General features: G+C 42.4%; 12 protein-coding genes, 1 tRNA gene and 1 CRISPR repeat array (1 of these 14 running past the window's edge). Of the genes, 10 read left to right on the forward strand and 3 right to left on the reverse strand.

Features of this window, described 5'->3' with window-relative positions:
- A complete protein-coding gene (locus FWG96_01540; GenBank protein ID MCL2031945.1) occupies positions 1–795 on the reverse strand; it encodes a 2-amino-3,7-dideoxy-D-threo-hept-6-ulosonate synthase in 795 nt (264 codons plus the stop codon).
- Between the two features lie 343 nt (positions 796–1,138).
- On the opposite strand from FWG96_01540, the gene FWG96_01545 reads away from it, so the two are divergent.
- The 5 genes from FWG96_01545 to FWG96_01565 all read left to right on the forward strand — a co-directional run bounded on the left by FWG96_01545 (position 1,139) and on the right by FWG96_01565 (position 6,028).
- The gene (locus FWG96_01545) at positions 1,139–2,335 is read left to right on the forward strand and encodes a restriction endonuclease (GenBank protein ID MCL2031946.1); all 1,197 of its coding nucleotides are present in this window, start codon (positions 1,139–1,141) and stop codon (positions 2,333–2,335) included.
- 136 nt (positions 2,336–2,471) lie between these two features.
- Positions 2,472–2,732, forward strand: a complete 261-nt coding sequence (locus FWG96_01550; GenBank protein ID MCL2031947.1) for an N-acetyltransferase — start codon at positions 2,472–2,474, stop codon at positions 2,730–2,732.
- Positions 2,733–2,953: 221 nt separating this feature from the next.
- Positions 2,954–4,156 carry a nucleotidyltransferase gene (locus FWG96_01555; protein MCL2031948.1) on the forward strand — a complete coding sequence of 401 codons (1,203 nt, stop codon included), beginning with the start codon at positions 2,954–2,956 and terminating at the stop codon, positions 4,154–4,156.
- A 2-nt stretch (positions 4,157–4,158) separates the two neighbouring features.
- Entirely contained in the window at positions 4,159–4,899 is a 741-nt protein-coding gene (locus FWG96_01560) for a hypothetical protein (protein ID MCL2031949.1), read from the forward strand.
- The gene (locus tag FWG96_01565) at positions 4,862–6,028 is read left to right on the forward strand and encodes an SAVED domain-containing protein (GenBank protein MCL2031950.1); all 1,167 of its coding nucleotides are present in this window, start codon (positions 4,862–4,864) and stop codon (positions 6,026–6,028) included. Before FWG96_01560 ends, FWG96_01565 begins: the two co-directional genes overlap by 38 nt.
- Positions 6,029–6,084: 56 nt before the next feature.
- Here FWG96_01565 and FWG96_01570 read toward each other — a convergent pair whose 3' ends face one another.
- Positions 6,085–8,817: a UvrD-helicase domain-containing protein gene (locus FWG96_01570; GenBank protein ID MCL2031951.1), complete on the reverse strand. Its 2,733-nt coding sequence runs from the start codon at positions 8,815–8,817 to the stop codon at positions 6,085–6,087.
- Positions 8,818–9,053: 236 nt separating this feature from the next.
- Between FWG96_01570 and FWG96_01575 the strand changes: the two genes are divergently transcribed.
- Positions 9,054–9,130: transfer RNA gene (locus tag FWG96_01575), tRNA-Ala, on the forward strand.
- Between the two features lie 143 nt (positions 9,131–9,273).
- Here FWG96_01575 and FWG96_01580 read toward each other — a convergent pair.
- On the reverse strand, positions 9,274–10,110 hold the full coding sequence (locus tag FWG96_01580) for a DUF6293 family protein (protein ID MCL2031952.1): 837 nt from the start codon (positions 10,108–10,110) through the stop codon (positions 9,274–9,276).
- A gap of 120 nt (positions 10,111–10,230) precedes the next feature.
- Here FWG96_01580 and cas12a point away from each other — a divergent pair, with 120 nt between their 5' ends.
- Genes cas12a through cas2 form a run of 4 tightly spaced genes read left to right on the forward strand, consistent with a single transcriptional unit; the run spans position 10,231 to position 15,940 of the window.
- Positions 10,231–14,136 carry a type V CRISPR-associated protein Cas12a/Cpf1 gene (cas12a, locus tag FWG96_01585; protein MCL2031953.1) on the forward strand — a complete coding sequence of 1,302 codons (3,906 nt, stop codon included), beginning with the start codon at positions 10,231–10,233 and terminating at the stop codon, positions 14,134–14,136.
- A complete protein-coding gene (gene cas4, locus FWG96_01590) occupies positions 14,133–14,696 on the forward strand; it encodes a type V CRISPR-associated protein Cas4 (protein ID MCL2031954.1) in 564 nt (187 codons plus the stop codon). The genes cas12a and cas4 overlap by 4 nt, the downstream gene beginning before the upstream one ends.
- A 3-nt stretch (positions 14,697–14,699) precedes the next feature.
- Positions 14,700–15,671 (forward strand): type V CRISPR-associated endonuclease Cas1, encoded by a 972-nt coding sequence (gene cas1, locus FWG96_01595; protein ID MCL2031955.1) that lies wholly within the window; start codon positions 14,700–14,702, stop codon positions 15,669–15,671.
- Positions 15,668–15,940 carry a CRISPR-associated endonuclease Cas2 gene (gene cas2, locus FWG96_01600; GenBank protein ID MCL2031956.1) on the forward strand — a complete coding sequence of 91 codons (273 nt, stop codon included), beginning with the start codon at positions 15,668–15,670 and terminating at the stop codon, positions 15,938–15,940. The genes cas1 and cas2 overlap by 4 nt, the downstream gene beginning before the upstream one ends.
- 134 nt (positions 15,941–16,074) lie before the next feature.
- Positions 16,075–17,253: direct repeats of the CRISPR family, unit length 35 nt; unit sequence GTCAAAACTCATTTGAATCTCTACTGTTTGTAGAT (it continues 3,222 nt past the right edge of the window).

A 17,253-nucleotide genomic window follows, 5' to 3' on the forward strand; every position in this document is an offset into this window, starting at 1 on the left:
TCATTCCTTTATCAGATTGTACGCGTCTTCAACGCTCGATCCGCGGAGAACGATGCCGGATATCGCGCGCATCATCATCTCGGCGTTCCTGTGCTGGAACACGTTCCTTCCTATGGACACTCCTTTTCCTCCGGCTTGAAGGGAATCGTACACCATATTCAATATATCGAGGTCGGACTTCATCTTCGGCCCGCCGGCGATGACCACCGGCGCCAAGGCCCCCTTCACCACTTTTCTGAAAGAATCCACGTCCCCTGTGTAGCTGCATTTTACTATATCGGCGCCGAGTTCGGTGGCGACCCTCGCGGCGTGCGCGACGGCATCCGGGTCGTATGAGTTCTTGATCGAGGGGCCACGGGGGTACGCCATTGCGATAAGGGGCATCCCCCACTCGGCGCATTCCTCGGCGATTATCCCCATGTCGTATAACATGTCGGACTCCGTTTCGGCGCCGACGTTGATGTGAACGGAGACGGCATCGGCGCCGATCTTCAGTGCTTCTGCGACGCTGGCGACGAGCGTTTTTTCTCTGGAGGTAACTCCGATATCCGTGGAAGCGGACAGATGCAGTATCAGCCCGACGTCTTTGCCAGAGGTACGGTGGCTAAAACGGATCAGACCTTTGTGCATCAGAACCGCGGTCGCACCGCCGTTCGCGACGTCATCGACGGTCTTCTTCATATCTATGAGACCTTCCACCGGACCGATGGAAACACCATGGTCCATGGGAACGATGACGCTGTTGCCTGTCTTCCTGTCTACGATCCTCTCCATTCTTATGCTTTTTCCGTACATAGCTTTCACCGGCCACAGCTTTCAGCGTTGTGGCTGAGGATGGTTAGTTAGGTGAAAAATATAAATCTGTTGCAGGAAGTAGGAGTTTTACCAGAATGGACAATCTGTTTCCCGAAAGGCAACATTGTTCTAGGGAACTTTTAGACTTTTAGAAACAATATAAGCCGATCATGACAGCTCCGTTGAAAACATCCGCAAAGAACATGAGGACCGAAGCAAGGTACATTTCCACTTACCCACAGTTTTTAAATAAACTTTTCTCTTTATTCAATATAGATGATTGCACATAGAAACAACATCATTCGCAATGCGCATATTATCAATGAAGTGTGGTGAGTACCAAATGAACGATGTCAAGGATATATACCTGTGTGATTTTGATGGGGAAGCATTCGAGGTGCTTTGTCAAAAATTATTGCAAAAGCACTATCGGGCCGATGTAGAACATGTACCGCTGGTGGGTGACGGGGGAAAGGACTTGATTGTTCGTTTTACTCAAACGGATGTAATGTATATAGAATGCAAGCATCACCACAAACCCATCGGAAGGCCAGCAGTTCAGAAATTACACTCGGCCATGATGACAGACGGAGTAAAAAAAGGGATGATAATAGCCACAGGCGGATTCACCGACGATGCGAAAAAACACATTCGGGAGAACAGACTTAACATAGAGACCATGGATTTCTTCGATTTGAAGTCCATCGGTTCCGAACATGGCTATAGAATTCTGTTAAATCCCACCTCAGATTACATAACGATATGCACTCTGGCACCGTACGATGTGATAGACATCGAAAACATCATTAAAAGCAACATGGGTATACGACAATCTGGAAAAACAAAAGTCGATCTTGATTTTGAGATGCTAAAAAATGAGAGGGAAGATAGATATGCATATCGCTTACATGTCTCAGCACACGAAGATTTTAAAATGACGAATGGCAGGTTGTTAAAAAAACTGGACAAAGAAATGGACATCTTGTTGGACCAGAATGGTCTAAAAACCATGCCGGAGATATCGCGCATCATTAAAAAACTGTCAGACAGAGACAAGGTTGAGGGGCCAATGCCTATCGATATGAACATAAAGCAAATTGAGTCCGATGTCAAAGAGATCATGATTCGGCAGTTCACAGAAGACATATCCTATGTGGGGAACAATGGTAGCTGTTATAACAAAACATGTAGTCCCAAACCAAAGAGCGTGATAGTGTCTTTCGAATATCTTCTTAAGTATTCAGTAGCGCATATTGCTTTCGGAGCCTTTGGGCTGAAATCCGAAATATCGTTCATAGAGAATAAGAACGATGCTCCCATAATATTATCAAAGAATATTCGAACAGATGGACTGTGCCTTTGCGATGATTGCAGGACCTTAGTCAAACAAATACATACGTGCTCCAGCTGCGGCAGGTTTACCTGTAAGAAATGCACTCTTCAATACAAAAAAGGTCTTTTTTCAAGGTGGAATGACGTGTGCAATGATTGCAGTAAAAAATATTCAGGGCAAAAAGTAAAACTTAGAAAAGCAGAATGAGCCCTATCGCAGTTAATGTGCATGTTTCTTGCGTAATACAAACCCAAACTTAATAAAAGCTATTTTGGGTGCAATGTGGGAAGAAGGAGTTTAGCATCCCAGGGAGAGAATTATATTTTCAATGCGATTCTATACTATGGAATGTTCAGTGGAGCATGATGAGAAAGGCTGCAGATTCAATCTTATGGCGGACGGACAGGCAGGAGGATACATCATATATGAGGTATGCGACGGGTGCTTTGATATTCAGCACACGGTGGTCTATCCCGAGCTGAGGGGGAATGGGCTAGGGGAGGTCCTGGTTGCTGCAGCGACGGAATACGCGGAGAGTAAAGGATTCAGAATGATGCCGACGTGTAGTTATGCAAAGAGGTTATTGAGTTTGAGGGGGCCGTAACAGTACAAGAAAAGCAAAGACATAGGCCATCTGAGCTCGTGACATTGTCAAATGCCCCCCCCCCCCGCTAGAAAATAAATACAGCACACAATTAAAAACAAAATATCTAGCTATTCTTTCGTTTTTCTTTGTAAACTTATCAAACGAAAAGAAATACTTGCGATCTGTGTGGTTTATATAACCTCTATTTATTTTATATAGAAGGACAAATATACATACTTATGGCAAGAGATTTTACTGAGAAAGACTGGATTATCGAAACTATGGCTAGATTATTGGATGTTAAACCACAAATATATAAAAAAGCAGAAAGCGTAAAAAGTGGTCTCACTAACTTCCTAAAAAATCATAATATAGAGGTGTACGCACAGGGGTCTTATGAAATCGGTACGATGGTAAAACCATGCATCAAAGATAAAGACGGAGATTTTGATATCGATTTGGTCGCACTATTCCCGGATAAAAAGTCAGCTGTTTCTGCCAAGGATATAAAAGAAAAATTAGGAAAACATCTAAAAAATCAAAACTACGCAAATAACCTTGGCAAAGAGGGAAAAAGATGTTGGACCTTGCACTTTGAGTTACCAATCAACAATATAGAAAGGGCAGTTTTCCACATTGATGTGTTACCCTGTGTCAATGATCCATCGCCGCACTTTGAATTGGGTGAAACCGCCGTCGCAATAACAAACAAAGAGGGGAATAATAGTTATTCTTGGAGGTCCAGCAATCCAAGGGGATATGCAAAATGGTTTACGGGCATCAACTCGAAATACAAAGAATATCGCGAAAAAGACAGAGTAAGAATTCAAAAAGAAAACCCTGATTTGTTCAAATCTCATTCGGATGTCAGCGACGCTTATACGAGAACACCGATGCAAATGGTAATACAGATACTGAAGCGCCATAGAGATATGATGTTTATCGGCACAGAAGGCGAAGATAATAAGCCGAGGTCGATATTGATCACAACGCTTGTTGCAAAGATTATCGAAGAAAACAACAAAGTTGTCAACAGCACGTATGACTTGCTAAATTTCATACTTGATGGTTTGGTCTTCTATTCGGGTCTTGATTCCAAAAACTATGATCAGGATTCAGCAGAGTACAGGGGAAAAAAATTGATTCAGAAGAAAAATGGGAAATGGTGTATAAAAAATCCCGCCGATCCCCTTGAGAATCTGGCAGAAAAGTGGAACGAACATCCTCAAATGGCAACCGAATTCTTCAGATGGGTCAAAAAGGCAAGAAGTGATCTTATCGATATACTAGACGGCACACCCGAAGAAATCAATAAGGAAATCGAAAAATCAATGGGAAAGGATGTTGCAGACGAACTCTTTAACAAGATGAATTCAGGTAAATCTCCGACTCCAAAACCACTTACCGTCAATGACAAGACCCCGAAACCATATTTGGAGTGAGAATGAACTCAAAAGAATTCATTGATGAGGCAAAGATGCTTTTCAGGGATTTTGAGACAATCACCGAGAGCACGAAAAAGATATCTACCAACAGATATGAAAGAGATGAGTATGGTATAGTAGGCACATACCATCTCAACCGCGATTGTGAAAAAAAATATCAAGAAGACTTCAGGCTAGAAGTAAGAGTTAGTAATAATAAAAAGAATCCTGTTCCAAGGGTTTGGATTTCAGAGGAATCAATGTCAGATGGGTTTTGTCATGTGTATGCCAAAGGGTACATATGTATGGGTACAAAACTTGAGATAATGGATGCATGGGGAGATGAACGAAGCGCAGAATCTTTTTTCGAAAATGTTGTTGATGTGTATCTTATCAATTTGATTTCATTTAGAGATACAGGAGTTACAATCACAGGGGAGAGGTCGCATGGAGAAGAGGGCATATTCGATTACTATCGGAGATATTTTCCTAACATAAGTAATGACCAAAATCTCAAGAAAGTTCTTTTATATATAAACAAAATAGCAAAAAAAGATAAGATCGTTAATGTAAAGAAACATAGAATCTGCCCATGCGGTAGCAAAAAAGAAATCAAAGATTGTTGCAAAGATGGAATCAATGAAGTCGTGAAAGTTCTAAGTTCTGATTCAGACAGGTGCGGGGCATTCAAATCGGATATCGAAGCGTTAAAGGGAGCAAAGAGTGGAAGGAAGCGTGAAAATCGTGGTGCAAGAACGTAAGACTATTCCGGACGCAGTAAAAATACACATCTTTGTATGTTCTGGCGGAAGATGTACAATTTGCAATATCGACACTTTAAAAGATTTCCGAACAGGAAAAACAAAGAAAATCGGAGAGTTTGCACATATGGTAGCATTTAGTGATTTAGGTGAACGTGCAAATCCTCTTTTAACCGAGGAGGAGAGAAATTCAACCGATAATCTGATGCTCCTTTGTCCAAACTGCCATAGTACGATCGATAAAAAAATAGAAGAAGAAGAGTACAGTGTCGACTGGTTGAAAAGGAAAAAAAGAATGCATGAAGAAAAAGTTGAAAAAATGCTTGATTCTTTAGATACAGCATATTGTCGTTTTATTAAATATTTAAGCCCTATTGGAGAAAGAGGCTTCACTTTATCGGACAGTGTAATAATGCGCGTTGCGTACGAAAACCAGCTGTATTCAAGACATAATATAATAAATCTGTGCGAAAATGGTAATGAAGAAAGCATCGAAGAGTCTCTGAAAAAGATTGATCGCGATTTCAAAAATCGCGTTCAGACACTTATTGATAATAATGATTCAGAGCCCATTTGTTTGTTTGCAGTCGCCCCTCAGCCTTTATTGATTTATCTGGGCAGTAAATTCCATGACCTTATGGAAGTAAAGATATTTACTCGGTTACACAACGCCCAATGGGTTCTCGATGATAAAGAAAAGGAACCAATCTCATTTTCAGTTGACTTTCCTGAACAAATAAATCGCGATAACGAAGTCCTATTGATTTTAGAGTGTACCAATGTAGTGACAAAAGAAAGAGTGGAAAACACATTTGGAAAAAATGTGGATATATGGAGGATATCTTCAGAATGTAAAGGCATTGACAGGATTGGGAATCAGAACGAAATCTCAAAATTTGAGTCATTGTGCGCCGAAGTCATCGACATGATAGGTAATGCATATGGGCGCGACAAAGAGATCAACCTGCTACCTGTAGTGTGTAACTCCCTTGCAATAGCATTTGGAAGAGCAATCATGCCTAAAGCACAAACCATAATCCGAATATATGACTCAACTATTGTTTCAGGTGAGATGACCGATGCATACTCATTCACACTCTACAATGGAAGATGGAAGGTCGATTCGTAGTCCTTAAATATCCCGTGGCGAACATAAAAACAATGAAACTGCCCAAGATAACAGCGTCAAAAAGGCTTTATTCTGCTTTCATCAAGAACGCACCGCCCTCCTTCTAAAATAGGTAGCGTGAAGGTACAGCTCTTCTCGGTGCCGTACGTGGTGCAACCGTAAAACGCGTTGTTGTCCTTAGTTATGACGATAAGGTACCCATCGTTGCACCTGGGGCACTTCTTCAGGTCGAAATGATATCTTCGGCTGTTCGTCATGAAACCGCATACCTCTGGCTCGTTCGTGCACATATACAGGCCGAGTCCGTACGTCTTATTGTCCTCGTACTTGAGAGGGTAGCCGCACCTGGGGCATTTCTTCCTCTTTCCCGAAGCCATCTCCTTGGGTAGCTTGTCTCCGTTTGGAAGGTCATGCTGTTTAGCCAGTTCTATGAGGAATCTGGAAGGATTGTTGGCGGGAGCCAGGATGAACACTTTGTTCTTTGTCCTAGTCATCGCTACGTACATCAGCCGTCTCTCCTCGGCGAACTCCACACTGTCGTCCTCTCTCGTGACAAGCCGCATTATTGGGTCTTTCTCAACCTGGCAGGGGAACCCGTACTTTCCTTCGTACATGTTCATTATGATTACGTTGTCGTAACCGAGTCCTTTCGAACGGTGTACAGTTAGGTATTCTACTTTGGCGCTTGGGTGCTCTTTGCAGAGAAGATTCCCTGAATCATCGCTGAAAAGGCCAGTCCTTGTAAGCTTGTATTTGTCAAAGTTGTAACGGCCGAGTACCAGGATGGAGGAGTCCTCCCCGTATTCTTCTATGATTTCTCCGATGATCTTTGTAATCTCCTGCGCCAGCGGTGTCATCACCCAGGAGCTGTCGTCGAACATGCGGATTTGCAATGGGTCTGGGAGGGACTTGTTTGAGATCAGCCGCTTCCTTATCTGAGCTGGGTTGAGCTGGACGAACCTCCCTGCCATGTCGATTAACTCCTGCGAGTTGCGGTAGGTCCTGGTGATCTGCATCTCTGTACCCCCGCCAATCAGCTCCACGAACTTGGTGAATAGTGTTACGTCAGAACCCGCGAACGAGTACACGGACTGCCAATCGTCACCAACGGCGATGATTTTGGCATCAGTGACGTTAAGGAGACTCCTCAGAAGATCGAACCTCTGTCTTGCTATATCCTGGAACTCATCTATTATTATGTACTTATAGGGAAGCGTCATACCAGCGGACCTCAAATCCTCCAAGCGTCTCTTCGCACCGTTGATCATGTCTGCAAAGTCGATTTCATTTTTTGCATACAGGATATCCTGGTATTTACCATAGACCTTCTCGGCTATATCCAGGAAGATCTCGATCCGGGGGTTGGGGGCCTTCTCATTGAAAGCGGCGAATTGTTCCGGGCCGTACCCGGAGACCTTGTACAGTTCTATGAACTTCGCTGTGAACTCGGTGAAGTTTTGGATGTACTTCTCTTTTTCAAGCTTGGCGATTTTCTCATATATCTCTTCAGGGCTCTTTGGCTTCAGCACGAAATCATTAGCCACGAGCAGTTCTTCGAGCTGAATGATCACGGATCTGCCCCCGCCGCATGCGGAATATGTCTCTATAAGCCTTGTGCCGTGTCTCCTGTGGTGCGTCCTTTTGTCTTTGATGCTTTTCCGGTACTTCTTAAGGTCGCCTTCGGTGAACCTTATGTTCTGCCCTTCTTCATTGATTCCGAAATGTTCCAGGTATGTCTCTTTCCCACCCTGTCTTATGATGAAGTCAGGGGTATATCTCTTGAACGAGCCAGGCAAGGGGTAAGGATAAGGCTTTTCGTATTCGTAGTCAATGCCGTTCAGGAAAAGGAAGTTCGCAATCTGTACTTCCTCCGCTGACCTCAGGAACTCCCCGTTGAGCGATTTCTTCTTCTTTGACAGGCTTTCCTGGATGTTCGATATGTATTCCCCGAGCTCGCTCTTCAGCGACTCATAGTCGTTCCGGCGGCGGGCGGCATGGTACTGTTCCAGCGACCCAAACTCAAAGACGCCGTCGGGCAGGTCGAAGTAATACCCCAGGAAAAGGACCACCTTTTTCAGGAGCTCGTTGTCATAGTAGATCAACTCTCCGAGTATTCGGGATATGACCTGGTAAGGGTTGTACAGTAGGTTCGGTCGGCTTTCGGCGGCCATTCCTACGACTTCTAACCCGAACGAGTGGAACGTGCTGATGTCCGCAGGTATCCCCAGCCTGTTGTTGACTCTTTCACGGAGCTCATTGGTGGCTTTGTTTGTGAACGAGAAGACCACGATGTCCTGTGGGTCGACGCTCTTCTTGTCCACCAGGTACTTGATCTTAGCGGCCATAGTAGTGGTCTTGCCGGAGCCAGCGCCAGCGACAAGCAGGCAACAACTGTCATCGGTCACGATGGCAGTCCTCTGCTCTTCATCCAGACGGATGCCAGGATCGAGCTCGCTTAGCATCGTGTCAAAGTATTCCGAATTGTTCTGCAGTTCTTTCTCCACATACCTCTCGTTGTGTTCGTCCACATCTTTGTCCAAGGAGTCGTAGGCCCTCAGGAAGCCCCCTGTGTTCTCATCCTTCAGCAGGTCCGGTACGGCTTTCCTGCCCTTTGAGTTGAGTATATCGCTGAGATATAGGAAAAGTCGGGCGTAGTCCGTTTTCATCTCGCGCTTCTGTTTCGACGTGATGTAGTCGTCGGTTTCCAAAAGGCGGCCTCTCCGTTCGAAGAATTCTTTCAGGGGTTTCCTCATTTCTTCGGCGTATCCGTTATCTGTGCTTGTCAACAAAGTTTCACCTTGATTACCCCGGTTAGAAAGGAACTGCCGCGAAGGGAGACCGCAGTGAGGACAGCAATCGGCCCGATCCGATATCTTCTTTGAACACTCGGGACACGTGATTAAGCTCATCTGATTCGACATTCAATGAGAATGGGAGGATATAACAGATTCGAACAGACGTCATCAAAACAATGTCATCGAAGTGCGATAAGCCTTTAATAATGGGTCTTCATTCAAGTGCGTGTGGGCTGGTAGATCAGCTCGGCAGATCGCCTGCTTTGCAAGCAGGAAGCCGGGGGTTCAAATCCCCCCCAGTCCACCACCGCTCTATAAAAAAATAGAGGTTTATAAGAGTCTGAAGCTTGAACACGCGCGACTTCCTGCTTGATCTACTAGGAGTAGAGATTTGATAAGTTCTGTTCTTGCCCACGATTGCGCACATAGCATTCTTATTCCCGATTTGGTTCATTCCAGTTCACAATAGAATGTATCCAGCACGATCCTCCCTTCATCGGTTAAGAAATATCTTTTCCTGAATTCATCTCGATATACCCATCCGCTGGAGACCCATTTGTCAATGAAATCTCTGTAGTAATACACAGAGTCTGATCTGGTGGTTTTGATCTTACCGTGGTGGTCGAAGATGATCTCTCCCTCCCCTCTGCGCCAAAGGTTGGATTCTTTAAGAGCCCTTATGACATCGGGGCCCTTTGTCGAGAGTTTCTTTTTATTCATTTCGTTCAATATCCTGAGTCCTAGAACAACATTCCTGTCTGGGATGGGCATTGAGTATTTAGGGAGGCATTTTGGATTCCGAACAGATTCTGTGAGGCCGACTGGCTTATCATTTTCATCGTAGAATGTTCCTTTGATGTCCTTTACCCAATAGTCAATGGTGCTGACGGAGAAAGGTATCGCCCCAGGCATCATCATAGATGCGATGGCCGCCGCTGCAGCATATTCCGATGTGCCGGCAGATATGTTGACGAATATATCAGAAGGTTCATTCTTCCGATTTTCTTCTTCGATGATACATAGAATCGTTCTCAGCATGGTTGTGAAATCGTTCACATTTTCCATGTGTCTGATTATCTCTATTGGAGCGGTCGCATTTTCACACATCAGCTCACAGACGCGTTCACAGAAGTCGATGTATACCTTGCCGTTATCGCTCGATGGGTCTCTTACATAATGTATGAGGTGGACTTTCGTGGCATCGTAGAACTTTATAGGATCCGTAATCTTCACAGTCTCGAAAGTCACACATGAGACCACTATTCTTTCTCTCCGTCCCGAATTCATATTATGGAAATGGCATACAAATTATACAAAGGTTCTTTTACTACAAACAAATGTTGAAATATATGATGAAATTTTTTCTCTATAAAAAAATATATAAACTCAAACAGAGTTTCTACATTCATGGATAGCTATGAGCAGTTTACCAAGCTGTACCCCATACAGAAAACGATCAGGTTCGAGCTGAAGCCGCAGGGAAGAACGAAGGAACACTTTGACAACTCCAATTTCCTCGAAAAGGACAGGGAAAGAGATGATAATTATAAGATTCTTAAGGAAGTAATTGATGACTATCATAGAGAGTTCATCGATGAATGTCTCTCCAACATCCAACTGAATTGGGACGATCTCAAAAAATTTTCGGAGGAGTATCGTAGAAGTAAAGAGAAAAAGAACAATAGAGATTCGGAGTCAGAACAGAAACGTATGAGTACAACATCAGAAACCCGGGCCATAAATAAGAAAAACCTAGAGGCTGAACAAAAACGTATGAGAGGAGAGATAGTATCGGCGTTTAAGAAAGATGACCGGTTCAAACATCTTTTTAGCGAAAAACTGTTCTCCATACTACTCAAAAATCAGATCTACGAGAAAGGCACCCTTGAAGAAATAGAAGCATTTGATTGTTTCAACAAGTTCTCAGGTTACTTCAAGAGTTTCCATGAAAACAGAAAAAACATGTATTCTGACGAAGACAAAGAAACAGCGATTTCTTACCGCATTATTAATGAGAATTTTCCAAAGCTTTTGGACAACTTTGAAAAATATCAGTATGTGTGCAGAGAATATCCGGAACAAATTCGGGAGGCGGAATCTACGCTGGCAGAGGCAGGATGCTATATCAAGATGGATGAGATATTTTCCATTGATAATTTCAATAATGTTATGATGCAGGGTGGGAAGGAAAGCGGGATAAGCAGATACAATCTGGCCATTGGCGGCATCGTACAAGGTACTGGCGAAAAGCCGAAGGGACTGAATGAGTTTTTGAATTTAGCTTATCAAAACGAACCGAATGGCAGGAAAAAGATTCGTATGGAGCCGCTTTACAAACAGATACTGAGCAAAGAAGAATCTTTCTCCTACAGATTAGAGGCCTTCACTGACGACTCCCAATTGTTGTCGGCGATTCGAAGCTTCTTTGACATCGTTGAAAAGGATAAAAATGGCAACATATTTGACAGGGCAGTGAATCTTATGTCATCATTTTCAAACTATGACACCTCAAAAATCTACATCAGGAAAGCATATCTGAATCAAGTATCTAAGGAAATATTTGGTTACAGGGGGAAATCAGATTCTAAACCCGCAAAGACTGCAGATGAATCTTTGAATAAATCTGGTGGCTGGGAAAAATTGGGACAAATGCTTAGAGATTACAAAGCAGATTCAATTGGTGACAGAAACCTTGAGAAGACATGTAAGAAGGTCGATAAATGGCTCGACTCAGACGAGTTCACACTGTCGGATATATTGGGGGCAATTTCTTTGGCAGGTTCAAATGAGACATTCGAGGCGTATGTTTCAGAGATTTGCGTAGCCAGAAGGAATATTGACAAGGAAAAAGAGAAAGAAAAGAACATTAATGTGGAGAAAATATCAGGCGATACTGAGTCAATCCAAATAATAAAAGCATTACTAGACTCTGTACAGGAGTTTTTCCATCTGCTCAGCCCTTTTCAACTACATCCGAACACTCCACACGATTGGACGTTCTATGCAGAGTTCAATGATATATATGACAAACTGTCTGCAATAACTCCATTGTATAATCAAGCAAGGAATCATCTTACAAAGAAAAATCTTGACACTAGTAAAATAAAACTGAACTTCAATAACCCGACTCTGGCCAATGGCTGGGACGTAAACAAAGAATACGAAAACACTGCGGTAATCCTCATACGCGATGGAAAATACTACTTAGGCATAATGAATCCAAAGAACAAAAGGAAAATAAAGTTTGATGAAGGATCAGGTGCAGGGCCATTCTATCAAAAGATGGTGTACAAATTACTCCCCGGGCCATATAGAATGTTGCCGAAGGTCTTCTTTGCCAAAAAGAACATCGACTACTATAACCCATCACAAGAGATAAGGGAAGGATACAAAGCTGGAAAGCATAAAAAGGGCAAAGAATTTGATAAAGGATTCTGTCACAAGCTGATTGATTTTTTCAAAGAATCGATACAGAAGAACGAGAATTGGAAAGTGTTCGATTTTAAATTCTCTCCTACAGAATCATATGACGACATCAGTGAGTTCTATCAAGAGGTGGAAAAGCAGGGATACAGGATGTACTTTGTGAACATACCCTCAGATACGATTGACAGATACGTGGAAGGAGGCGATATGTTCCTCTTCCAGATATATAACAAAGATTTTGCGAAGGGTGCTAAAGGCAATAAGGACATGCATACATTATACTGGAATGCAGTTTTCTCAGAAGAAAACCTTCAGAAGGGGGTAATGAAACTTAGCGGAGAGGCTGAACTTTTCTATAGAAAAAAGAGTGATATCAAAGACCCCCCACACAGAGAGGGAGAGATATTGGTTAACCGCACATACATCGACAGAACGCACGTATCGGGCGTTATGGGGGAACAAAATACGGTGAAAGAAAGCAGGATACCTGTACCGGATGAGATACACAAAAATCTCTTTGATTATTATAATCATGGCAGAGAACTCACCAAAGAAGAGAAAGAATATTGTGACAAAGTGGGGTCATTCAAAGCGTATTATGGCATCGTCAAAGACCGCAGGTATTTGGAAAATAAAATGTACTTCCATGTTCCCCTTACGCTGAACTTCAAAGCTATCGGAGAGAAGAGAATAAACAAGATGGCCATAGAAAAATTCCTCACAGACGAAAATGCATGCATAATAGGTATAGACCGCGGAGAAAGGAACCTCCTATACTATTCCATCATAGATCGTAATGGTAAAATCATCGATCAGAAAAGTCTCAATGTAATAGATGGATTCGATTACCATGAGAAGCTGAGTCAAAGACAAACAGAAAGGGAAGTAGCGAGACAGAGCTGGAATTCAATAGGAAAAATAAAGGATTTAAAGGAAGGATATCTCGCGAAAGCTGTTCATGAAATATCTAAAATGGCAATAAAATACAATGCCATAGTTGTACTGGAAGATCTCCATTTCGGATTCAAAAAGGGACGTCTCAAAGTGGAGAAGCAGATATATCAGAAGTTTGAGGAAATGCTGATAAACAAGCTGAATTACCTTGTATTCAAGGATGTATCTGACAGTAGCGACGCTGGAGGAGTCCTCAATGCATATCAGTTAACCGCTCCGCTGGAAAGCTTCAGTAAACTCGGGAAGCAATCTGGAATCCTGTTCTATGTTCCCGCAGCGTTCACTTCGGTTATTGATCCAACAACGGGGTTTGTGGACTTGTTCAACTCATCCAGCATAACAAGCACTCAAAAAAAGAAAGAGTTCTTACAGCGGTTCGAATCAATTGTGTATTCTGCCAGGGATGGAGGAATATTCGCTTTCACATTTGACTATCGGAACTTCTCAAAAATAGCAACTGATCACAGGAACATGTGGACAGTGTATACTCATGGCGAACGCATCAGATATGTCAGAGATGAAAAATGTTACAAAACAACTGACCCTACGAAGAGGATTAAGGAAGCTCTATCGGGTATCGAGTATGATGATGGGTCGGATATACGCGATAAGATCACCCAAAGTGGGGATAATAATTTGATAAACACAGTATACCACTCGTTTATGGATACCATAAAGATGAGAAACAAAGATGGGAGAATAGACTACATAATCTCCCCAGTAAAGAACCGCAATGGAGAGTTCTTCAGGTCGGATTACAAACACAGAGATTTTCCAGTGGATGCGGATGCTAACGGCGCTTATCACATCGCACTCAAAGGTGAGCTACTTATGCGCATGATTGGCAAGACGTATGATTCTAACTCGGACAAGATGCCGAAGTTGGAACACAAAGACTGGTTCGAGTTCATGCAGACAAGGGGGGATCAATGACAGAAAACACAATCCTGCTATCAAACATAAATGACTTTATTTTCTGTCCCGTCTCAATATATTTCCATAATCTTATGGAAGACGCGGACAGAATGATGTCTCAGTCTACATGTCAAATCAATGGAACGCATGCGCATAAAACAATAGAGGATGGGCGATACACATCAAGAAAGGATGTATTGCAGGGGATTGAGGTCTATTGTGAAAAGTATGATCTGATGGGGAAGATAGATCTGTTCGACATAAAGAAGGGATTGCTCACCGAGAGGAAGAAAAAGATATCCCAGCTGTATGACGGGCAGGTATTCCAGATATATGGCCAATATTTTGCGCTGAAAGAGATGGGATATAAGGTCAATAAGATCAGAGTGCATAGTATGGACGACAACAAGAATTATGATATATCTATCCCGGAGTATGATGTGGATATGGTGGACAAGTTCGAGGAAACGATTCGTGACATGCACGCCTTCAACCCGGGTGATTACATCCAGACAAATCCCTGCAAATGTTCTAATTGTATATATGAACCAATGTGCGGGAGCTCATGTCTGGAGTAAAGTATGATGTCGGTTGATGCCTTCAAGAAAAAACAGATAGTGTTCGTTTTCACAAGGGAGGGGGACAAAATCTCTTTCAGTAATGATAATCTTATTGTTAAGAATGGAAATGAGGTGCGTCTGCAATCCACATGCTATAGGATATTTGCTCTTTTCATCGTGGGGGACGTAACAATAACATCAGGTATAATCCAGAGATCAAGGAAGTTCGGTTTTCCGATCTTCCTGATGACAACAATGCTCCGAACTTATGATGTCATTGGTCACAAGACAGAAGGCAATTTCATCCTGAGGAAGATTCAATACGACTATGATAGTTTAGACATCGCAAAACACATTGTGGAAAACAAGATCCGCAATCAAATCGATACGCTGAGTCTGCAGAGATGGAAAGACAACAAGATGCGGGCAGACATATCTTCGCTGGAACGCTATGCGGGATCCATATGGGGTCTCAATGAGGACTTCAGAGAGATCATGGGCGTTGAGGGATCCGCTTCAAGAATCTATTTCCGAAATAATTTCAATATGGATGTGTGGACAGGAAGGAAACCAAAGATAAAGCCTGATTTCATTAACAGTACTTTGGATATAGGGTACACTATTCTGTTCAACTTCATTGATGCAATGCTGTGTTTGTATGGGTTCGATACTTACAAAGGAGTATACCACAGAGAGTTCTACATGAGGAAATCACTGGTATGTGATATGGTGGAACCGTTCCGCCCTCTCATAGATTGGCAAGTAAGGAAGGCAGTAAATCTGGGACAGTGCAAGCCTGAGGACTTCAATGTTTCTAATGGAAGATTTTTGCTGGATATATCAAAGAGCAAAGACTATGTGGAATTTCTAACCAAACCCTTATTGGCATCGAAAGAAGAAGTATTTGTCTACTTTCGAGACTTTTATCGGGCAATCATGAAACACAGGTCGATTTCCGATTTTCCGGTATTTAGGATACGTGAGGACCAATGATACTGATAAGCTATGATATCCAAGATGACAAATTGCGCACAAAATTCTCAAAATACATAAAAAGGTTTGGGCACAGACTGCAATATTCTGTCTATGAGATAGATAATTCAGAGAGAATACTTGACAATATAATTGCAGATATAAACAACAGGTTCATGGATGAATTCTCAGAGGCAGATTCAGTACTTATAATGAAACTCTCAAAGACATGTGACATCATAAGGCTTGGATATGCCAAACATGAAGAGTCTGAGATTGTAATGGTCTGATGCAAACCTCTGTCATAATTTTTTTGAACATCATTTTTTGCGTATTTACGTAACCGAAACAGTTAAATTATTCGTTGTTGTTATTGTTTAATAGAAAATAATAGGCTAAATAAGCCCTATTATTCACTATGAGTGTCAAAACTCATTTGAATCTCTACTGTTTGTAGATTAATATCGGAGAGAGAGAGCTTAGTGAGTCAAAACTCATTTGAATCTCTACTGTTTGTAGATACCCCACAGGCCGCAACTTGGAGGTTGTCAAAACTCATTTGAATCTCTACTGTTTGTAGATGTGGAAAGCCCGCTTGAGCCGGCGTAAGTCAAAACTCATTTGAATCTCTACTGTTTGTAGATTGATCGCTCCTGCCGGCATGGCGACCGTCAAAACTCATTTGAATCTCTACTGTTTGTAGATTACTCTGTGTAGATAAAACAAAGATTGTCAAAACTCATTTGAATCTCTACTGTTTGTAGATGGATGTCGCCGTTGTCACCGGTGAGCGTCAAAACTCATTTGAATCTCTACTGTTTGTAGATAGCTCTGTATCTGCGGCTTTCGCACAGTCAAAACTCATTTGAATCTCTACTGTTTGTAGATCTGTTCCTCTGGACAAACTCAACGGGGTCAAAACTCATTTGAATCTCTACTGTTTGTAGATCGCGAAGCGTTGAAAGCTCTGTCTGATGGTCAAAACTCATTTGAATCTCTACTGTTTGTAGATTTGTTGAGGATGGCATTACTGCCATTGTCAAAACTCATTTGAATCTCTACTGTTTGTAGATGAGAATGGAGAGCTCCCCAGGTCCATTTGTCAAAACTCATTTGAATCTCTACTGTTTGTAGATACCAATCTGATACTCTCCGCACGATGGTCAAAACTCATTTGAATCTCTACTGTTTGTAGATTGGAGCTCTTTGCGGGTATCGGCGCTGTCAAAACTCATTTGAATCTCTACTGTTTGTAGATCTGCACCGCCGCATCGGTGTTGCTCTGTCAAAACTCATTTGAATCTCTACTGTTTGTAGATATATCAGTGTGAATGCAGCGCCGATCGGTCAAAACTCATTTGAATCTCTACTGTTTGTAGATATGATGCTGTCGGCCTGTTTTTGTGCGTCAAAACTCATTTGAATCTCTACTGTTTGTAGATCCCAAGGCATTATATATTTCCCTCCTCTGTCAAAACTCATTTGAATCTCTACTGTTTGTAGATCGGCGCAGGATGGGCGGCGGGGTGGAGGTCAAAACTCATTTGAATCTCTACTGTTTGTAGATATTCTTTCTATTTCGTCATGGAGAATTGTCAAAACT

Source organism: Candidatus Methanoplasma cognatum (genome assembly GCA_009777615.1).
In the GTDB taxonomy this organism is placed as follows: Archaea; Thermoplasmatota; Thermoplasmata; order Methanomassiliicoccales; family Methanomethylophilaceae; genus Methanoplasma; species Methanoplasma cognatum.